At 71.0% G+C, this 19,182-nt stretch carries 16 protein-coding genes; 10 read left to right on the plus strand and 6 right to left on the minus strand.

What is annotated here, in order from left to right; all coding sequences use genetic code 11:
• Positions 1–210: 210 nt before the first annotated feature.
• A complete protein-coding gene (gene holA / locus AC0NH5_RS29555; RefSeq protein ID WP_474410149.1) occupies positions 211–1,194 on the plus strand; it encodes a DNA polymerase III subunit delta in 984 nt (327 codons plus the stop codon).
• Positions 1,191–2,006, plus strand: a complete 816-nt coding sequence (locus AC0NH5_RS29560; protein WP_474409971.1) for a hypothetical protein — start codon at positions 1,191–1,193, stop codon at positions 2,004–2,006. Before holA ends, AC0NH5_RS29560 begins: the two co-directional genes overlap by 4 nt.
• Positions 2,007–2,383: 377 nt before the next feature.
• On the opposite strand, the gene rpsT is transcribed toward AC0NH5_RS29560, so the two are convergent.
• A complete protein-coding gene (rpsT, locus tag AC0NH5_RS29565; RefSeq protein ID WP_474409972.1) occupies positions 2,384–2,650 on the minus strand; it encodes a 30S ribosomal protein S20 in 267 nt (88 codons plus the stop codon).
• A gap of 323 nt (positions 2,651–2,973) precedes the next feature.
• Positions 2,974–3,948 (minus strand): phosphotransferase, encoded by a 975-nt coding sequence (locus AC0NH5_RS29570; protein ID WP_474409973.1) that lies wholly within the window; start codon positions 3,946–3,948, stop codon positions 2,974–2,976.
• Between the two features lie 54 nt (positions 3,949–4,002).
• Here AC0NH5_RS29570 and AC0NH5_RS29575 point away from each other — a divergent pair, with 54 nt between their 5' ends.
• From AC0NH5_RS29575 to AC0NH5_RS29590, 4 genes are all read left to right on the plus strand, one after another.
• Complete coding sequence (locus AC0NH5_RS29575; protein ID WP_474409974.1) at positions 4,003–4,539, plus strand: DUF4240 domain-containing protein; 537 nt, start codon at positions 4,003–4,005, stop codon at positions 4,537–4,539.
• 80 nt (positions 4,540–4,619) lie between these two features.
• A complete protein-coding gene (locus AC0NH5_RS29580) occupies positions 4,620–5,513 on the plus strand; it encodes an MOSC domain-containing protein (RefSeq protein WP_474409976.1) in 894 nt (297 codons plus the stop codon).
• 321 nt (positions 5,514–5,834) lie between these two features.
• A complete protein-coding gene (lepA, locus tag AC0NH5_RS29585; protein WP_474409977.1) occupies positions 5,835–7,715 on the plus strand; it encodes a translation elongation factor 4 in 1,881 nt (626 codons plus the stop codon).
• Between the two features lie 112 nt (positions 7,716–7,827).
• Entirely contained in the window at positions 7,828–8,109 is a 282-nt protein-coding gene (locus AC0NH5_RS29590; protein WP_474409979.1) for a GlsB/YeaQ/YmgE family stress response membrane protein, read from the plus strand.
• 246 nt (positions 8,110–8,355) lie between these two features.
• Here AC0NH5_RS29590 and AC0NH5_RS29595 read toward each other — a convergent pair whose 3' ends face one another.
• From AC0NH5_RS29595 to AC0NH5_RS29605, 3 genes are all read right to left on the minus strand, one after another.
• The gene (locus AC0NH5_RS29595; protein WP_474409980.1) at positions 8,356–9,987 is read right to left on the minus strand and encodes a PAS domain S-box protein; all 1,632 of its coding nucleotides are present in this window, start codon (positions 9,985–9,987) and stop codon (positions 8,356–8,358) included.
• A gap of 120 nt (positions 9,988–10,107) precedes the next feature.
• Positions 10,108–10,974, minus strand: coding sequence for a hypothetical protein (locus AC0NH5_RS29600; RefSeq protein ID WP_474409981.1), 867 nt, complete (start codon positions 10,972–10,974; stop codon positions 10,108–10,110).
• A gap of 82 nt (positions 10,975–11,056) precedes the next feature.
• Complete coding sequence (locus AC0NH5_RS29605) at positions 11,057–11,827, minus strand: enoyl-CoA hydratase-related protein (RefSeq protein WP_474409982.1); 771 nt, start codon at positions 11,825–11,827, stop codon at positions 11,057–11,059.
• 27 nt (positions 11,828–11,854) lie between these two features.
• On the opposite strand from AC0NH5_RS29605, the gene hemW reads away from it, so the two are divergent.
• The 4 genes from hemW to AC0NH5_RS29625 all read left to right on the plus strand — a co-directional run bounded on the left by hemW (position 11,855) and on the right by AC0NH5_RS29625 (position 16,483).
• Positions 11,855–13,054, plus strand: a complete 1,200-nt coding sequence (gene hemW / locus AC0NH5_RS29610; RefSeq protein ID WP_474409983.1) for a radical SAM family heme chaperone HemW — start codon at positions 11,855–11,857, stop codon at positions 13,052–13,054.
• A 93-nt stretch (positions 13,055–13,147) separates the two neighbouring features.
• Positions 13,148–14,170, plus strand: coding sequence for a heat-inducible transcriptional repressor HrcA (hrcA, locus tag AC0NH5_RS29615; protein WP_474409984.1), 1,023 nt, complete (start codon positions 13,148–13,150; stop codon positions 14,168–14,170).
• A gap of 34 nt (positions 14,171–14,204) precedes the next feature.
• Positions 14,205–15,341 (plus strand): molecular chaperone DnaJ, encoded by a 1,137-nt coding sequence (gene dnaJ, locus AC0NH5_RS29620; protein WP_474409985.1) that lies wholly within the window; start codon positions 14,205–14,207, stop codon positions 15,339–15,341.
• A 407-nt stretch (positions 15,342–15,748) separates the two neighbouring features.
• Complete coding sequence (locus AC0NH5_RS29625; protein WP_474409987.1) at positions 15,749–16,483, plus strand: 16S rRNA (uracil(1498)-N(3))-methyltransferase; 735 nt, start codon at positions 15,749–15,751, stop codon at positions 16,481–16,483.
• A 257-nt stretch (positions 16,484–16,740) separates the two neighbouring features.
• Here AC0NH5_RS29625 and AC0NH5_RS29630 read toward each other — a convergent pair whose 3' ends face one another.
• Positions 16,741–19,119 (minus strand): beta-glucosidase, encoded by a 2,379-nt coding sequence (locus tag AC0NH5_RS29630; RefSeq protein ID WP_474409989.1) that lies wholly within the window; start codon positions 19,117–19,119, stop codon positions 16,741–16,743.
• Positions 19,120–19,182: the final 63 nt, after the last annotated feature.

Here is a 19,182-nt window from a genome sequence, read left to right on the forward strand (position 1 = left end):
AGGGATCCGGGTAACGGCAGCGGACGCGGCCGTTAGGTGATATAGCGGATGAAACCGGATGCATGGGGTGTGACGACGTTTGGCCTGAGCAGGCGACTTTACGGGTGACAAGGCATGCCTGAGCGGCGATATGTCGGCTTTCGCGTTCGGTGATCGGCGTCCATGCGCTAAGGAGTGAGGCGTGCCGGGTTGTCAGACCACCGTGCGACGATATCGGGCGTGAATGCCGCGCCACCTCCCTCGTTGCTGCTCGTCCAAGGTGATGAGGAACTGCTCTCCGCCCGCGCTGTCGCCGCGGCGGTGGAGGCTGCCCGCGCGGCCGAGCCCGGCGCCGACGTCCGGGAATACGAGGCGGGCGCGCTCTCGGCCGGCGAAGTGGCCGAGATGCTGAGCCCTTCGCTGTTCGGCGGGCGGCGGGTGCTGGTGATCCGTAACGGTCAGGATGCCCGCAAGGACCTGGTGACCGCACTGCTCGCCTACGCGAAGGGCCCGGATCCTGACGTGACCCTGATCGTCACGCATCCGGGTGGCGCGAAAGGCAAGGCCTTCGCCGACGGCCTGCGCGCCGCCGGGGCGGTGGTCGAGCCGGCGGCGAAACTGAAGAACGACCGGGAGCGGGTCGCGTTCGTCCGTGACGAGTTCCGCCGCCACGGCGCCCGATGTGACGAGGCTGCCGCCGCCGCCCTGCTGGCGGCCGTCGGCAACGACCTGCGTGAGATCGCGGCCGCCTGCTCGCAGCTGCTCGCCGACACCGAGGGCAAGGTCACCGAGGCGGTGGTGGCCCGCTACTACAAGGGCCGGGCCGAGGTCAGCGGCTTCACGGTGGCCGATGCCGCGGTCGTCGGGGACCTGCCGGGAGCCCTCGAGGCGCTCCGCTGGGCCCTGCACGTCGGCGTGGACCCGGTGCCGATCGCCGACGCGCTCGCCGACGGCGTGCGCACCGTGGCCCGGGTGGCGTCCGCCGGTCGCGGCAACGCCTACCAGCTGGCGAGCACCCTCGGCATGCCCGCCTGGAAGATCCAGCGCGCTCAGGAGCGCAGCCGCGGCTGGACACCGGAAGGCCTGATCGACGCGATGCGTGCCGCCGCCGACTGCAACGCCGCTGTCAAGGGCGGAGCGGAGGACCGTGGCTACGCGCTGGAGCGGGCGGTCTTCGCGGTGGCCGCCGCCCGCCGGGACGGCGGTGCCCGATGACCCGGACAGTGCGGTCCCGGCGCGCCGAGATGGCCTCCCAGCCGCTCTACGCGCGGGTCCTGCACCTGCGGCACCTCGCCCCCAGCGGCCTGCTCTGCTTCGTCTTCCTCGAGGGTGCCGTGGTCCTGGGCATCCTGCTGGCCCTGGCCGAGCTGGTCAGCTGGTGGGGTGTGCTGGTGCTGCCGATCACGGTCGCCCTGATGGTCAAGTTCAACGACCTGGTGGCGGGCACGTTCGCCATGGGGTCGATCGCTGCCGAGCCGGCCACGGCGCGGGCCACCGTGCTGCGGTCGGCCACGATGCCGCCCGGTGTGGATGAGCGGTCCTTCGCCGACGGGAGCTGGTCCTCCGAGCCCTCGGGGTCCTTCGGGTCTTCTGAATTCTCCGGCTCCTCCTGGTTCTCCGGAGCGCCTTCCGCTGATGAAAGTCGTTCGGCTGCCGGGACGGGCATGCCCGTTGCGAGCCGGTCTTCCACCGGTCACCCGGGCGGTGCTCATCCCGCTGGGGCTGAGGGGCACGGTGCCGTTGACCGTGAGCTTCGTCAGGATGTGGCCGCGCAGGTGCGCGCGGCGTCCGGCACTGTGCCGGCCGGTGGCTATGCGCCGGGTGTCGTCTATGGCCGGCCACAGGGTGCGAGCCGGGACGGTGACGTGGCGGGGCGCGGGCACGTGGCGGAGCGTGGGCAGCGGGTCACCGGAGCGGAGACGGCTCGGCCTGGTGCCGGGGGCGGCGTGGTGCGGCGTCCTTGGGCGGATCAGCTGGACGTGCGGCAGCAGGTGGCGCGCCAGGCGGCTGCGCGCCGCTACGAGTGAGTTCGGGTCACTGAGGATCTGACTACACCGGCCCCGTCGTCGGACTGCGCCGGTTGCATCCCGCGATCTACGCCCGTCTCATCCTGGGCTCCTGGCGGGCCTGGCCGGGCCGGGTGATGCCCCGCCGGGCTTCAAGCAGCCTTCGTCGCCTGCGGCGTGCCGGACGCTCTTGCCGGCGCGCTGGACGCTCTTGCCGGCGCGCGGGGACCGTGCTCGGTCCGGCGCGCGGGGACCGTGCTCGGACACAATGAAACCGGGCACCGTCGCGGACCTGAAAGGTCCGGCGGAGCCCGGTTTCAAAGAGTCTGCCCACCTGTTACGGCAGGCGTGTCACCGACCGCGTCCGTGCGGTCGTGACCTGATCCGGAACGAGCAGATCAGGCTGACAGCGAGGCGATCTTCTTGGCGATGGCCGACTTGCGGTTGGCCGCCTGGTTCTTGTGGATGACGCCCTTGCTGACAGCCTTGTCGAGCTGACGCGAGGCGTCACGCAGCAGAGTGGTGGCCGTCTCGACGTTGCCCGAGTCGCTCGCCTCGTGCAGCTTGCGGATCACGGTCTTCAGCGACGACTTGACCGACTTGTTGCGCAGACGGGCCTTCTCGTTCTGCCGGTTGCGCTTGATCTGGGACTTGATGTTCGCCACGCGACAGCCTTGTCCTGACTAGGTTCGGAAACTGGTCTCAAGCGGTGGTCACCGCCATCACCTGTCCCGGCTGGGAGCCGGTGCAGCCAACAGCATCGTGTCACCACACGCGATGAGCCAGACTACCAGCACGGCTGCGGGCCGCCAAAACGGCTCCGGTCAGCGGGGCGGTGGCAAACGGTTCAGCGGACGTTCAACCGGTCGCCGCCCGGCGTGCGGCGGTCTCGGCGACTCCCGCGCTGAGCTGTACCGGCCGCGGCCCCTGGCCTGTGCCTGCGGCGATGCTGACCATTGGTTGCGCTGAGCTGTGCCGGGCGCGGTGCTCACCTGTGCCAGCCGCGGCGTTCGGCGAGCCAGGCCAGGGCCTGGGTGCCGCTGAAGCGCTGGTGCTGACGGCTGTGCGGGGAGGCGCTGCTGGGGCCGCCGGCGGCGCTCGTCAGCCAGTAGCCGGCGAGCGCGGCCAGGGCGCCGTCCACCCCGGCGTCGGGGGCGCCCCACTCACGGAGGGCGGCGTCGGTGTCGAGGCCGCTGGCGTACGCGCTGACCAGCAACGTGACGGTGTCGAACCACGGTGCGCCCAGGCAGGGCCAGGTCCAGTCGCAGAGCCAGGCCCGGCCGGAGCGGTCGATCAGCACGTTGTCCACGCGCAGGTCACCGTGGGACATCGAGGTGCCGGCGGCCAGCGCGGGGAGGGCCCGCTCGAGTTCGGCCAGCTCCGCCGGCCGGGTCGGGGCGACGGTGCCGTGTGCGGTGACGGGCATCCGCTCGTGACCGGACTCGATCAGGGACCACCAGGACATCTCGGCCCGCAGGATCTCGGGCAGCTGCGGCAACCCCACGGCGAGCAGCTCGGGTGCGGGGTCGTGCAGGGCTGTCGCGGCGGCGGACCAGCTCGTCAGCGCGGCGTCGAGGTCCGTCTGCGTCCAGGGCAGGGCCGGGATCCGGCCGTCGACCGCTTCCAGGCACAACACGAACCACCCGGCCTCGGTCAAGGTCCAGCGGGGCCGCGCGGCGGTGACCGCCGGTGGGAGGGCAGAGGTGATCGCCGCCTCTCGTGCGTACCACTGCGAAGTCGGCTCCCTGAGCGGTGCGGCCTTGACGAAAGCGCTGAGGCCGTCCGCTGTGCTGAGCACCGCGGCGAAGGCGCGGGTGAAGCCGCCGCCGGCGCTGCGGGCGGTGGTGATCGGCCCGCCGAGGCGCACCGCTATCGCTTCCCGCACCTTTTTCGGAAGATCCCACCATTCCGGGCGTACGGCTGTGGCGTCGTACGGTACGTCGGGCAACGAGATCGGCCGCATGCATCCATCCTGGCGCCGACGGGATTGTCGTACCCCACTGGGAGGATCGCAGGCATGAGAACCGACGATTTCTGGGCGGTCATCGACCGCGCCACCGCTGATCGGCCCGCCTCGCCCGCCGAGGTGGCCGAGCGCGCCGTCGCCGACCTGGCCGAGCGCGATCCGGAGGAGATCGTCGCCTGGGGCCGTCACCTTGACAAGGTCCTCGCCGCGTCCGGCACCGAGGACCTGTGGGCCGCGGCCTACCTGATCAACGGAGGCGCCTCGGGGGATGACTTCGACAGTTTCCGGGGCTGGCTCGTCGCGCACGGCCGGGCGGCGGTCGCGAGCGCGGTGAAGTCGCCCGATGTGCTGGCCGGCATGCCGGCGGTGAAAACCGCGGCGGACAGCGGGGCGGTGTTCGGTGCGGAGGAGGTGCTGACGATCGCCGACCGGGCCTATGAGAAGGCGACGGGGCAGCCGCTGCCGCAGCCGGCGGACCGGCCGCGGACCCGGCCTGAGGCTGGTGACCTGTGGGATTTCGACAATGAGGACGAGATGAGGCGGCGGTTGCCGAGGCTGTCGTCGCTCTTCCTGGAGCCGCCGGACTGAGCCGCCGCACTTCGGCCGGCCGGCCGAAGTGCGGGAAACAGGGTCGTGGGCGGGTGCGGTGGTTCACCAGACTCGGCGGCATGAGTGCTGAGCAGGGGAGTGTGGCCGCGGTCAGCGGTAACGACGCCTACACGTTCACCAAGCCGAACCGGGACGAGATCGTGCTGGTGGCGGGGGTCGGTGTGGAGGGAGATGCGCATGCGGGGGCGAGGGTTCGGCACCGCGGCCGGGTGGTGGCGGATCCGGCGCAGCCCAACCTGCGGCAGGTGCATCTGATCCACGCGGAGTTGCTGGAGGAGGTGGCGGGGAAGGGCTACGAGGTTCCGCCGGGCGGTATCGGGGAGAACGTCACTACCCGGGGGATCGATCTGCTCGGGCTGCCGCGCGGGACGATCCTGCGCTTCGGCCGACCGGAGATGTCCGGCGGTGCGTCCGCGGACGGGCCGGACGGGAACGTGGCGCGGGCTGAGGCGGGGGCGGCCGGGCAGGCGGAGGCAAGGGCGGCCGGGCAGGCGGGGGCGGCCAGGCAGGCTGAGGCAAGGGCGGCCGGGCAGGCGGGGGCGGCCGGGCAGGCGGGGGCGGCCGGGCACGCTGAGGCAAGGGCGGCCGGGCACGCTGTTACGGAGGCGGCCGGGTCCGCTGTTGCGGGGGTGCTGGCTGCGGCTCGGAGGGCGACGCTGAACGAGGCGACGGCCCGGGCCGTGGAGGCGGTGGCGGCGGCCGCCGAGCGGGATGCGAGCGGGTGTGACGAGCGGCCGGCGATCGTGGTGGCGGGGCTGCGCAGTCCGTGTGCACAGATCAACAAGTTCCGGCCGGGCCTTTTGAAGGAGATGATCGGCCAGGACGGTGCGGGGAACGTCGTTCGCAAGGCCGGGGTGATGGCTGTGGTGCTGCGCGGCGGCCCGGTCCGGCCGGGCGACCCGGTCACGGTGGAGTCACCTCCGGGTCCGGGGGAGCGGCTGGAGCCGGTGTGAGCGGACTTTTCTGTCGTGCGTGGGCCGGGTGGACCGGGAGAGTGAGCCGCTGGAGCTGGGCGGTCGAGGTGAACGCGGCCACTCGCGGCGGGTCGGTCACGTCCGTGGGGAGGCGCTGGAGCGGGTGTGATCGGACCGGTCCGCGCGGGCGTGGGACGATAGGGAGTGCCGGCTTCACCGCCGGCTCCGTCGGCCTCACTGCCGGCCCGGACGAGCCGGTCCCCGCGGGGGCGGCGGCCCGGGCGGCGCACGGGCCGGTGGCCGGCCCCGTGCGGCCGGAGAGCCAGCCCGCGAAAACCAGCTCGAGAAGAACGGAAGACCGTGCCTGGACCGCTCGACCCCGGCGTGAACGTGATCGGATCGACCGATCCCGGCCGCATCCGCAACTTCTGCATCATCGCCCACATCGACCACGGCAAGTCGACGCTGGCCGACCGGATGCTGCAGATCACCGGGGTGGTCGACCCGCGCCAGATGCGTGCGCAGTACCTCGACCGGATGGACATCGAACGCGAGCGCGGCATCACCATCAAGTCGCAGGCCGTGCGGATGCCCTGGACGGTCCGCGAGGGCGACAGGCAGGGTGAGACCGCCGTCCTCAACATGATCGACACCCCGGGGCACGTCGACTTCACGTACGAGGTGTCCCGGAGCCTCGCCGCGTGTGAGGGTGCGGTCCTGCTGGTCGACGCCGCGCAGGGGATCGAGGCGCAGACTCTCGCCAACCTGTACCTGGCGATGGAGAACGACCTCCGCATCATCCCGGTGCTCAACAAGATCGATCTGCCGGCGGCGCAGCCGGAGAAGTACGCCGAGGAGCTGGCCAAGCTGATCGGCGTGGAGCCGAGCGACGTGCTGCGGGTCTCCGGCAAGACCGGCGTCGGCGTCGGTCACCTGCTCGACGAGATCGTCCGGGAGTTCCAGCCGCCGGTCGGCGACGCGGACGCTCCGGCCCGGGCGATGATCTTCGACTCGGTGTACGACGTGTACCGCGGCGTCGTCACCTATGTCCGGGTCATCGACGGCCGGATCGAGGCCCGTGACCGGATCAAGATGATGTCGACCGGCGCGGTGCACGAGCTGCTCGAGATCGGTGTGGTCTCGCCGGAGATGGAGAAGGCCGGAGCGCTCGGCGTCGGCGAGGTGGGTTATCTGATCACCGGCGTGAAGGACGTCCGTCAGTCCCGGGTCGGTGACACCGTCACCGGCAACAACCGGCCGGCCAAGGAGGCGCTCGGCGGTTACAAGGACCCGAAGCCGATGGTCTATTCGGGCCTCTACCCGATCGACGGCTCGGACTACCCGGCACTGCGGGACGCGCTCGACAAGCTGAAGCTCAACGACGCCGCGCTCACCTATGAGCCCGAGACGTCGGCGGCGCTCGGCTTCGGGTTCCGCGTCGGGTACCTGGGCCTGCTGCACCTGGAGATCATCGGGGAGCGGCTGGAGCGGGAGTTCAACCTGGACCTGATCTCGACAGCGCCGAACGTGGTGTACCGGGTCTTCACCGAGGACGCCGTCGAGAAGGTGGTCACCAACCCGAGCGAGTTCCCGGCCGGGAAGATCGCGGAGATCCACGAGCCGGTGGTCCGCGCCACAGTCCTGGTGCCGAACGAGTACGTCGGCGCGGTCATGGAGCTGTGCCAGAGCCGCCGCGGCAACCTGCTCGGCATGGAGTACCTGTCAGCCGAACGGGTGGAACTGCGCTACACGCTGCCGCTCGCCGAGATCATCTTCGACTTCTTCGACCAGTTGAAGAGCAAGACCAAGGGCTATGCCTCCCTCGACTACGAGCCCTCCGGCGAGCAGGTGGCCGACCTGGTGAAGGTGGACATCCTGCTGCACGGCGAGCCGGTCGACGCGTTCAGCGCCATCGTGCACAAGGACAAGGCCTACTCGTACGGCACGACGATCGCCGCCAAGCTGCAGAAACTCATCCCCCGGCAGCAGTTCGAGGTGCCCATCCAGGCCGCCATCGGCAGCCGGATCATCGCCCGCGAGACGATCCGCGCGATCCGCAAGGACGTGCTCGCGAAGTGCTACGGCGGTGACATCAGCCGGAAGCGGAAGCTGCTGGAGAAGCAGAAGGAAGGCAAGAAGCGGATGAAGATGGTCGGCCGCGTGGAGGTCCCGCAGGAGGCCTTCATCGCCGCGTTGTCGACCAGCGAGGCGGGCGACGCGAAGGGCTCCGGCAAGAAGTAGTCGATGGGAGCGGTTCCAAAAATAAAATAGGGCGGTTTGAGTTTTCGAAGGGTCGGGAACTCTGGGGCTCGACGGACGCAACAACTGCTCCACCCCCCGAGGAGGAACTAAAATGGAACTGACCCTCACCGGAATCATCGTGGCCCTGATCGTCGGCCTCATCATCGGCGCGCTCGGCCGGCTCGTGGTCCCGGGCCGGCAGAACATCCCGCTCTGGCTGACCATGGTCGTCGGTGTAGTCGCCGCGCTGCTGGGCACCGTGATCGCCCGGGCCGCCGGTGTTGCTGACACGGCCGGCTTCGACTGGATCGAGCTCCTGTTCCAGGTCGTTCTCGCCGCCATCGGTGTGGCCCTGGTCGCGGGCGTCGGCGGTCGTCGTCGCCTGACCCGGTAATCGGTCAGAACACAGCCTGACCCGGTAATTGACTGGTCAGTAAGAACGGCAAAGCGCCGGACCCACCCCCGGGGTCCGGCGCTTTGCCGTTTCCGCGCGACACCGCAAACAGCAAAGCGCCCGGGAAGTAGGGAGCGCGGGGGAAGCGGTGAGCGCCGGGGGAGAGCGCGGGGAGACAGTGAGCGCCGGGGGAGAGCGCGGGGGAAGCGGTGAGCGCCGGGAGAAGCTGGCCCGAGAGGGCCGACCTCAGAACCGGAACTTGTGTTGCGCGCTCCGCCGATTGACCCGGGCCGGCTGCTCGCCGAGGAACTCCTGCGGCGGCGCCTGCTCGAACGGATTGCGCCGGTCGGTGACGTCCCGCACAGTCACCACGAGCCCCTGGACGAGCCGGTCCTCGCGTAGGTCGCGGTACGTCAGCTCGACCAGCACCTGGGTCTCGTCCGGCCGGTGCAGGGCACAGTGCACCATCCCGTCGCCCTGGGCGTTGAGCACCTGGCGGACCCGGAACCGGTCGTCGGAGTGGACCAGATCGTCCAGCGCGGTCAGCGGCGGCAGCTCGTCCTCGCCGCCCAGCAGACGCCGCAGCGCCGGACTCGCGTACCGGATGCGCCGGTCGGAGTCGATGACCGCCATCATCTCCGCGCTGTTCGGGACGACCGTCCGCAGGTAGTTGTCGCTGTCCCGGCGGCCCATCGCCTCGACCAGGGTGATCCGGTCCAGGGCCATGGCGGCCTCACCGGCCAGCACCTCGAGCGAGTCCCGGCAGGTGACCAGGGCTTCCCGGCGCCCGGTAAGGATCAGCGCGCCGCCGCTCGGCCGGGCCACGGCGAGCGGCTCCAGCCGCAGCGGGCAGACCAGGATCCGGTCGTCCGGATGGCCGGCCGGCGCCCACCAACTCGACTCGGCGCCCGGCGGGGCGGAGGGCACGCCGGCGCGCGCGACCTGCTCGTCGTCGGTGGCGAGGACGACGCGGTGCACGGTGTTCGGGGGCAGCAGCCGTTCGACCGCCGTGCGGACCGCGGCCTCGACCTCCGGCGGTTCCGCGGCCGCGACCAGAGCCGTGTTGGCGGTCCGCAACCCGTGTTCCCGGGTGAGCGCCCGACTGTGCTGATGGATCACGTCGGCGAGCCGCGTGATGACGAGCAGCATCGTGATCACGGTGGTGACGGCGATCACCGGACCGTCGCGCAGGTCCCCGGACAACGCCTCGATCACCAGGACTGTAGGGGGCGTCACCGCGGAGGCGGCCAGCAGCACGTTCCACTGGAAGTGCCCCGGGGCCGTGTCGGGCGTGCGCCGCTCGGTCAGCCCCACCATCGACGGGTGCACTGCCGCGAGACCCCAGGCGGCGTAGAGCACCGCGAAGGCGGACTCGGTGAACGGGTTGGGCGCCAGCGGATAGGCGATGTTGCCGACCAGCAGGCCGATCGCGCCGGTGAGCAGCAGTCGTGCCGAGACGTTGCGGCGGTCCGCGGCGACCAGGCGGATGGCGACGCCGATCAGCAGCAGCCCGCCGATCACGTTGGCGGGATCGACCGCACCGAGCTGGCCGCCGGAGCCGATCACGAAGACCCAGATGACGAGCAGGGCCGAGCAGCCGAACGCGAGCAGGTCGATCAGCCGGGCCCGGTCGACGAGCACCGCACCGACCCGCGTGAAAATCATCAGGCTGAACACGACCAGCGGGAACATGGCCAGATAGCAGGCCTCGGCCAGGCCCATGAGCCCGTGGTCGTAGAAGACGTCGCCGCCGGTGAGCGCGGTCACCGCGCCGGCCAGCAGGAACCAGGGCGACTTGCGGGCTGGGCGATGCCGATGGACGCCGAGAAGGATCGCGATGACGCTTCCCGCCCCGAGCAGGATCCATTCGATCGCCATCAGCACGCCCTACTTAGTACCAGGGCGGTAGCGCACTGTCCATGAGCCGATATACGCAGCGCAATCCGGGTTGGCCGTGCCGAAACATCACGGCTGGTCACCGATAATTCCGGACCTGCTCTAACGGAAGACCTCCGCCACCACCTGGTCCGTGTTCGCGCTGTTGCGGTCGGTGACGGGCTGCCACTTGCCCTCGGGCGCGTGCCATTCCAGATCGCCGAAACGTACCCGTTCGAGACCGGTGGCCGAGGCGTGCGAAACGAGCCAATGCGCGTACCGCCAGCCGGTGTTGACGTTCGTCACGTCGACGGTCAGCGCGGCCGCCCGAGCAGCGGCGGCGGTGCGCGGCAGCTTCTTGCCCCAGTCCAGCTTGAGGCTCGCCAGCAGGGCGGTGGCCGCCTCGGCGCCGCGCACCTGCGGGGTGCCGCGGACCGTGCACTCGACCGCGCCGGTGGCCCGGCCGGTCAGCGCGGCGGCCAGTACCTTCGACTCGTCGGCCCACTTCTCGTACGCCTCCGGGTAAGCCGAGCGCTGCACGATCTGCGCCGCGTCGGTGACCCGCATCTCCTGCCAACCGTTGACCTTCTTCAGGGCGGCGTAGAAGCGGCCGGCCGCGTACCTCGGGTCCTTGATCTCCTCGACCGTGCCCCAGCCCTGGCTGGGGCGCTGCTGGAAGAGGCCGACCGAGTCGCGGTCGCCGTCGTCGAGGTTCTCCAGCTTGGACTCCTGGAAGGCGGTGGCCAGCGCCACGACCACGGCCTGCTCGGGCATCCCGCGGCGGACGCCGACCGCGGCGATCGTCGCCGCGTTGGCCATCTGCACCGCGTCGAGGGTGACCTCACCGTCGGCGCTGACCGTGCACTCGGGGCCGAGGTGGGGCAGGGTGAGGTTGCCCGCCAGATTGTTGACCAGCACCACCACACCGACCACACCGACCAGGGCGAGCAGGGTGATGACGCCCACAAGCGGCTTCGCTCGCACCCTCACCTCCTCTTCGTCGCCACGCCAAGCCTAGACAACGAACGCTCATGGGCCGGCGTGACTGCCACCGGCCACCCGACCGAGATGATCAAGCCGACGAAATCCAGGAAGGATCACGCTTCTCCCTGGCCGCGGCCACTCCCTCACGGCCCTCCGCCGACTTGAAGTATCCGGCCGAACGCTGCGCCAGATCGCTCAGCTCGACCCGGATCGAGTCGTGGCGCGTACGCCGGAGAAGTTGTTTGGTGCCGGCAAGCGCAAGCGGGCCGCCGCGGGTGAGCGACGCGCAGAAAGCCTCCACCGCCGCGTCCAGGCGGTCCTCCTCGACCGCCGCCGTCACCAGGCCGATCTCGGCCGCCCGTGCCCCGTCGAAGACGTCGCCGGTGAGATAGAGCTCGGCCGCCGCGCGGGGTGCCAGCCGCGGCAGCACGGTCGAGCTGATCACCGCGGGAATGACGCCGAGCCGCACCTCGGTGAACGCGAACGTCGCCGACCGGGTGCAGACCGCGATGTCGGCGGCGCCGATCAGGCCGAGGCCGCCGGCCCGCGCCGGACCGCCGATCCGCGCGACGACCGGCTTGGGGAACTCCCAGAGCACGGCGAGCACGTCAGCGAGCATCTCGGCGGGCAGCCGGTCGCCGGGCCGGGCGGCGGCGGTCTCCTTCAGATCGACGCCGGAGGAGAAGACCGGGCCGGCGTGCGAGAGGACGACGACGCGGGAGGTGGGGTCGGCGCTCGCGGCGCCGAGGGCTTCGAGGAGTTGCCGCAGCAGGGTGGTGGAGAGCGCGTTGCGGTTCGACGGGCTGTCCAGTGTCATGGTGGTCACCCCGGCGGCGGTGACGGTACGGACCAGTTCCATGCCGCAGACCTTAACTACGCTTGACCGATGGCCGGCACACTCCCCGACGGCGAACCCGTCCCCGCCGACGGTTCGCTCCCCGACGAAGCCACCCGTGACGTGGGTGCGCAGGGCTTCGCGGTCTACGTCCACGTCCCGTTCTGTGCCAGCCGCTGCGGGTACTGCGACTTCAACACCTACACCGCGAGTGAGCTGGGTGGAGGCGCCAGCCGCGACGAGTACGCGGAGACCGTACTCCAAGAGCTTTCATTAGCTTCAAAGGTTATAAATCCCGAAAGAGTGGACACGGTGTTCGTGGGGGGTGGCACGCCGACCCTGCTCGACGCCGACGACCTGGCGCGCATCCTCGACGGCATCGATCGGACCTGGGGGCTGGCCCCCGGCGCCGAGATCACCACGGAGGCGAACCCGGAGTCGGTCGACCTCGCCTATCTCAAGAGGCTGAGAAGTGCCGGCTTCACCCGCATCTCCCTCGGCATGCAGTCCGCCGCGGAGAACGTCCTGAGGGTGCTGGACCGCCGGCACACCGCCGGTCGTGCCCCCCAGGCGGCGCAGGAGGCCCGCGACGCCGGCTTCGACCACGTCAACCTCGACCTGATCTACGGGACTCCGGGCGAGACCCCCGCCGACTTCGCCCGCTCCCTCGAGACGGTGATCGCCGCGGGGGTCGACCACGTCAGCGCGTACGCCCTGATCGTCGAGGACGGCACCCGGATGGCCACCCGGATGCGCCGCGGCGAGCTGCCCTACCCGTCGGACGACGTCGCCGCCGACCGCTATCTGGCCGCCGAGGAGGCGCTCACCGCCGCCGGCTTCGAGTGGTACGAGGTGTCGAACTGGGCGAAACCGGGCGGGAACTGCCGGCACAACGAGCTCTACTGGACCGGCGCCGACTGGTGGGGCCTGGGGCCGGGCGCGCACTCCCACGTCGGCGGCGTCCGCTGGTGGAACGTCAAACATCCGACGACGTACGCCAAACGCCTCGCCGCCGCCGAGTCGCCGGGACTGGCCCGGGAGTTCCTTACCGAGGAGGACCGGCACATGGAGGACGTGATGCTGCGCGTCCGCCTGCGCGACGGCATCCCGCTGACCAGGGTCGACCCGGCCGGGGCCGCCCAGGCCCTCGCCGGTGGCCTGCTGGAGCGCGGCGCCTATGAGGAGGGCAACCTGGTGCTCACGCTGCGTGGCCGTCTGCTGGCCGACGCGGTGATTCGAGACGTGCTCTGACCCTTTCGATCATCGCGCAGCCGCCACCAGCGACGTAGACTGGCACTCTATTAGCGGGAGTGCCAGCGGAAGCCAACGCCGGGGAGGGGTCGAATGAGTCTCGATGACCGCAAGCTCGAAGTGCTGCGCGCCATCGTCGAGGACTACGTCGAGACCCGCGAGCCCGTCGGCAGCAAATCCCTCGTCGAGCGCCACCAGCTCGGCGTCTCTCCGGCCACCGTCCGCAACGACATGGCCGTGCTGGAGGAGGAGGGCTACATCCGGCAGCCGCACACCAGTGCCGGCCGGGTGCCCACCGACGCCGGTTACCGGCTGTTCGTCGACCGCCTCACCCGGATCAAGCCGCTCAGCCCGGCCGAGCGCCGCGCGATCGAGCGGTTCATGATCGGCGTGGTCGACCTCGACGATGTGGTCCATCGCACGGTCCGCCTGCTGGCCCAGCTGACCCGGCAGGTCGCCGTCGTGCAGTACCCGAGCCTGTCCCGCTCCGCTGTTCGCCATCTGGAACTCGTGCCGATCTCCACGACCCGGCTGACGCTCGTGATGATCACCGATACCGGCCGTGTCGAGCAGCGCCTGGTCGAGATGCCGGCGCCGGTGGAGCCCGACGTGGTCTGGGAGCTGCGCCGCCGGTGCAACGAGAGACTCGCAGGTCAGAAGCTCGCCGACACCCCGCCGCTGGTGCAGAAACTGGTGGAGGAGTGCGCGGCCGAGCGCCGTGGGGAGATGGCCTGTCTCGCCACCGTGCTCCTCGAGACACTGGTCGAGCGCAGTGAGGAACGGCTCGCGCTCGCCGGTACAGCCAACTTGACACGCGGGGGTGTGCTGGACTTCCAGGGCACGTTGCGCCCCGTCCTCGAAGCCCTCGAGGAAGAGGTCATCCTGCTCAAGCTCATCGGCGATCTGGAACCCAGCACCACCCGGGTCCGGATCGGCGACGAGAACGAGATCGACAACCTGCGTTCGGCATCCGTGGTCAGCAGCGGTTACGGACCGGGTGCGACGATCGTTGGTGGGCTCGGTGTACTGGGCCCCACCCGCATGGACTACCCGGGCACCATCGCTACTGTTCGTGCAGTGGCACGGTACGTTGGCGACCTGTTGGCACAGAATTGACGGATTCGCGCAGACATTGAGGACTCCAAACCCCGTGGCCAAGGACTACTACGGAATTCTCGGCGTCAGCCGGGAAGCCACCGACGACGAGATCAAGCGCGCCTACCGCAAACTGGCTCGGCAGTACCACCCGGACATCAACCCGGACCCCGAGGCGCACGAGAAGTTCAAAGAGATCAACGCGGCGTACGAGGTCCTCTCCGACGACCAGAAGCGGCAGATCGTCGACCTGGGCGGTGACCCCCTGGCGCCCGGCGGCGGCGCGGGCGGCGGCCCCGGCGGCGCCGGACCGTTCGTCGGCTTCCAGGACATCATGGACGCGTTCTTCGGCACCGCGGCCGGCGGCGGCTCGCGCGGACCGCGCCCGCGCACCCGGCCCGGCGCCGACGCCATCCTGCGCCTCGAACTCGACCTGGTGGAGACCGCCTTCGGCGTGGAAGCGCCGATCACGGTCGACACCGCGGTCCTCTGCACCCAGTGCTCCGGTGCCGGCACCGCACCCGGCACCCACCTGGCCACCTGCGAGGTCTGCGCCGGCCGCGGCGAGGTGCAGTCGGTGCAGCGCACCTTCCTCGGCCAAGTCGTCTCGTCGCGCCCCTGCCAGAACTGCCAGGGCCACGGCACCGTCATTCCCAGCCCCTGCCCCACCTGCGCCGGCGACGGCCGCATCCGCACCCGCCGCTCGCTCACCGTGAAGATCCCGGCCGGCGTCGAGGACGGCATGCGCATCCGCCTGGCCCAGCAGGGCGAGGTCGGCCCCGGCGGCGGCACCGCCGGCGACCTCTACGTGGAGATCCACGAACGGCCCCACGACGTCTACTCCCGCAAGGGCGACGACCTGCACTGCCGCGTCACCCTCCCGATGACCGCCGCCGCGCTGGGCACCCGGATGACCATCAAGACCCTCGACGGCGAGGAGAACATCGAGGTCAAGCCCGGCACCCAGCCGGCCAGCACGCTGCGCATCCGTGGCAAAGGCGTGCCGCACCTGCGCGGCCAGGGGCGCGGCGAGCTCTTCGTCCACCTGGACGTCAAGACCCCGACCAAGCTCACCGCCGACCAGGAGCGCATGCTGCGCGACTTCGCCAAGACCCGCGGTGAGGACGTGGCCGAGCTGAGCAAGCAGGGCGGCTTCTTCAGCCGGATGCGAGACGCCTTCAACGGCCACTGACGCCGCGATCAGCTGCTCGCCCTTGTCGCGCCGCTTCCGCTCACGATCAGAAGTTCGATGTCGTAGCGGGGTGGTGGGTACAGACCGCTGCTCCCGCCGAGGGCCGCGCGGCGGCGAGCTGGCCGCTGCGCGTCCAGAACGCTCACCGCCACCCGGCGACGTGCGTGAGTGGTTGCGCCCAACCCCGCTACGCCCACCCGCCGCACGCCCGGCTTGCTCCCCGCGCTGGCCGGCGCGCTCACGGCGGCCCTGCGCGCCGGCCGAGTGGGTGCGGCAGGCCGCCAGTGTTGTCAGGGCGCCCTCGTGGCAGCCCTGCGCGCCCACCCGGTTACTGCGACTGGCCCCAGGTGTGCCCGTGCGGGTGAGGGTTCGTTGGTGTGGGGCGGCGGCTTCGGTAGGTTGCGGGAGTGTCCGCACCGCTGTTTCTGGTCGATAGCCTGCCCACCGGTTCGTCGTTCACGCTGGACGGGCCGGAAGGGCATCACGCTGCCACGGTGCAGCGGCTGCGCGCGGGGGAGACGCTGATCCTCGCGGACGGGCGCGGCCGCACCGCCCGGGCCGAGGTGACCGGGGTGGGCCGGGGCAGCGTCGACCTGATGATCCTGAGCACGGCCGAGGAGCCGGCCGCCGATCCGCGCCTCGTCGTGGTCCAGGGCATCGCCAAGGGTGACCGGGGCGAACTGGCTGTGCAGGCGATGACCGAGACCGGCGTGGACGAGATCTTGCCGTGGGCGGCGTCCCGGTCGGTGACGCAGTGGCGGGGTGACCGCGGGTTCAAGGCCCGCGAGAAGTGGACGGCGACCGCCCGGGAGGCCGCCAAGCAGGCCCGGCGTTCCTGGCTGCCGACCGTCGCCGGCGAACCGGACTGCTCCACGAAGCAGGTGCTGACCCGGCTGTCCGGCGCGGCGGCAGCGTTCGTGCTGCACGAGGAGGCGACCGAGCGGCTGACCGTGACACCGCTGCCCGAGTCCGGGGACATCGTGCTGGTCGTCGGCCCGGAGGGTGGGATCAGCGACGCCGAGCTGGAGGCTTTCCGCGGGGCCGGAGCCGCAGCCGTGAAACTGGGCGACACGGTGCTGCGAACGTCGACCGCCGGGGTCGCCGCCCTCTCCGTGCTCGCCACCCGCCTCGGCCGCTGGTAACCCCCAACCTGTGTGTGAAGTTGCGCCCACAGGCGCACCCGAACTTCACACAGTCGGGCGGGGCCTGCGCTCACGGGGGCACCCGAACTTCACACAGTCGGGCGGGGCCTGCGCTCACGGGGGCGCCCGAACTTCACACGCTGGCGGGGCTGCGTGTGGGTGTGTGTGAAGTTGCGCCCACGGGCGGACCCGAAGTTCACACGCTGGTGGGCCGGCTCCGGGTGTGAGGGGGTCACGCCCGGAGCCGGTCCCTCGACTCAGGGGAGGGTCAGGCCGGCGGTGAGGCGGGGGTCGTCGAGAGCGTGCGCCGCGGTGACCGTGTAGGTGCCGGGCACCGTCTTCCAGCCGCCGTCCCACACCTGGAAGGCGCGTTCCGGAAGCGGGATCCGCACGGTCACCGTCTCGCCCGGCTGGGCGGTGACCGTGGTGAAGCCGGCCAGCCAGAGCTGCGGCCGCTCGACCGGTGCCGGGTCCGCGGAGGAGAGGTACACCTGCACCACCTCACTCCCCGTGCGCTCTCCAGTGTTCGTGAGAGTGACCGTCGCCACGTTTCCGGTCACGGTCAGTTCCCCGTACCCGAAGGTGGTGTATCCGAGGCCGTGACCGAAAGCGAACAGCGGGCGAGACGATGAGCGCAACCATCCCCGATAGCCGATGAAGACGTCCTCGTCATAGCCGAGGGCGCCGCCGGAGGGGCGGACCTCGAGCACCGGGCAGTCCTGCTCGGTGCGCGGCCAGGTGGTCGGCAGCCGGCCGCCGGGCTCGGCCGCCCCGGTCAGCACGTCGGCGAGCGCGGCACCCGCCTCCTGCCCGGGGAACCAGGTGAGCAGCACCGACGCCACTTCGTCGACCCACGGCAGCAGCACCGGCGAGCCGGCGTTGACCACCACGACGGTGCGCGGGTTGGCCGCCGCCACCCGGGAGACCAGCTCGTCCTGCCGTCCCGGCAGGGCCAGCGACGCCCGGTCGAAGCCTTCCGACTCGACCTGCTCGGTGGTGCCGACGACGATCACCGCCATGTCGGAGCGCGCCGCCAACTCGGCGGCCTCCGCGATCAGGCCGTCCTCGTCGGGACCGGGCGGCCGGTGACCCAGCGTGGTGGAGGCCGAGTGCGCCATCCCGGGCTCGAAAATCTGACGCAACACGACGGGTACCGGCACGCCGGCCGACAGGTCGAGCGTGAACCGCTGCTCGCGCGGGTGCAGCAGCAGGTCCGCGCGGCCGGTGCCGGGCGGGTGCAGCGAGCCCTGGTAGAGCGTCTCGCCGCCGACGGTCAGCTCGAAGGCGCCGAACCCGGAGATCGCCAGCACGTGCTCGCCGCCGGTCGTCGGGGTGAGTTCGGTGCGCAGCTCCAGGCTGGTGATGTGGGCGACGTCGAGGCCGCCGGGCGGGTCACCGAGCCACCGGACGGTGGCCGTCTCCACGCCGAACTCGTGGTCCTCCACGCGGAACCGGAACGGCGCCCATTCCGGGCCCTGCGCGGCGGGCAGGAACGGGCGCGGGTCGGCGCCGACCGCGTACGCGACGTCGACGCCCGGCAGCGCCCGGCGGATCCCGTCCAGCGGCGAGATGACGTGCTGCGGGGTGACCTGCGCGCTGCCGCCACCGAGCACCCGGGCGTCGGTGGCGAGCGCGCCGATCACCGCGACCCGGGAGACCGTGCCGGGGTTCAGGGGCAGGGTGTCGCCGGCGTTGCGGGCCAGCACGAAGGAGCGGACGGCGACCTCGTGGGCGACCGCCGGCCCGTCCTCGTCGAGCGGGTCCTGGTCCTTCGACAGGAAGCCCTCCAGGGCGCCGGTCCGCGCCGCCAGCAGGAGCACCCGCCGTACCTTCTCGTCGATGACCTCGATCGGCACGGCGCCGGACTCGACCGCCTCGACCAGCGCCGGTCCCCACGGGTTGTCCATCGCCGGCATGGCGATGTCGAGCCCGCCGAGGGCCGTCGCCACGGTGTCCCGGGCGGCCCGCCAGTCGGACACCACGATCCCGTCGAAGCCCCACTCACGCTTCAGGATCTCCTCCTGGATGCGGCCGTTCGCGGACATCGTCGTCCCGTTGACCCCGTTGTAGGCGCTCATCACGCCCCACCCGCCGGCGGCGGCGACCCGCTCGAACGGCGCCAGGTACAGCTCGCGCAGGGCCCGTTCCGGGATACGCACGTCCACCGTCATCCGGTCGGTCTCGAAGTCGTTGCCGACCAGGTGCTTCACGGTGGTGCCGACGCCGTGCGCCTGGACGCCCGCCACGAAACCGGCCGCGATCTCGCCGGTGAGCAGTGGGTCCTCCGAGTAGCACTCGAAGTGCCGGCCGCCGAGGGGGGTGCGGTGCAGGTTCACTGTCGGGCCGAGCAGCAGGTGTACACCCTTGCGCCGGGACTCCTGGCCGAGCAGCCGCCCGGCCCGTTCGGCAAGTGCGACGTCCCAGGTGGCGGCGAGTGCGGTGGGGCTGGGCAGCGCCACGGACGGGTCGTCGGGGGTGTAGCCGGTGCCACGGACCCCGACCGGGCCGTCCGACATGATCAGCGACTGCAGGCCGATCCGGGGGACGGCCGGCAGTGACCAGAAGTCCTGTCCGGTCAGCAGGGACACCTTCTCGGCCAGAGTCAATTTCTGGAGAAGGTGATCTAAATCAGGCATGAGAGCGCTCCCACAATCAGGTACGAGGATCCGCCGACCATTCAATCCGCAACACCTAAGATC

It is taken from the genome of Actinoplanes sp. 13 (genome assembly GCF_056134165.1).

What these genes read in the sequence shown, in the direction of transcription:
- AC0NH5_RS29560 (WP_474409971.1), top strand. Translation starts at nt 1,191, where the DNA reads ATGACCCGGACAGTGCGGTCCCGGCGCGCCGAGATGGCCTCCCAGCCG.
- AC0NH5_RS29570 (WP_474409973.1), bottom strand. Translation starts at nt 3,948, where the DNA reads ATGCGGCCGATCTCGTTGCCCGACGTACCGTACGACGCCACAGCCGTA.
- AC0NH5_RS29575 (WP_474409974.1), top strand. Translation starts at nt 4,003, where the DNA reads ATGAGAACCGACGATTTCTGGGCGGTCATCGACCGCGCCACCGCTGAT.
- AC0NH5_RS29580 (WP_474409976.1), top strand. Translation starts at nt 4,620, where the DNA reads ATGAGTGCTGAGCAGGGGAGTGTGGCCGCGGTCAGCGGTAACGACGCC.
- AC0NH5_RS29590 (WP_474409979.1), top strand. Translation starts at nt 7,828, where the DNA reads ATGGAACTGACCCTCACCGGAATCATCGTGGCCCTGATCGTCGGCCTC.
- AC0NH5_RS29595 (WP_474409980.1), bottom strand. Translation starts at nt 9,987, where the DNA reads ATGGCGATCGAATGGATCCTGCTCGGGGCGGGAAGCGTCATCGCGATC.
- AC0NH5_RS29605 (WP_474409982.1), bottom strand. Translation starts at nt 11,827, where the DNA reads ATGGAACTGGTCCGTACCGTCACCGCCGCCGGGGTGACCACCATGACA.
- hemW (WP_474409983.1), top strand. Translation starts at nt 11,855, where the DNA reads ATGGCCGGCACACTCCCCGACGGCGAACCCGTCCCCGCCGACGGTTCG.
- hrcA (WP_474409984.1), top strand. Translation starts at nt 13,148, where the DNA reads ATGAGTCTCGATGACCGCAAGCTCGAAGTGCTGCGCGCCATCGTCGAG.
- AC0NH5_RS29630 (WP_474409989.1), bottom strand. Translation starts at nt 19,119, where the DNA reads ATGCCTGATTTAGATCACCTTCTCCAGAAATTGACTCTGGCCGAGAAG.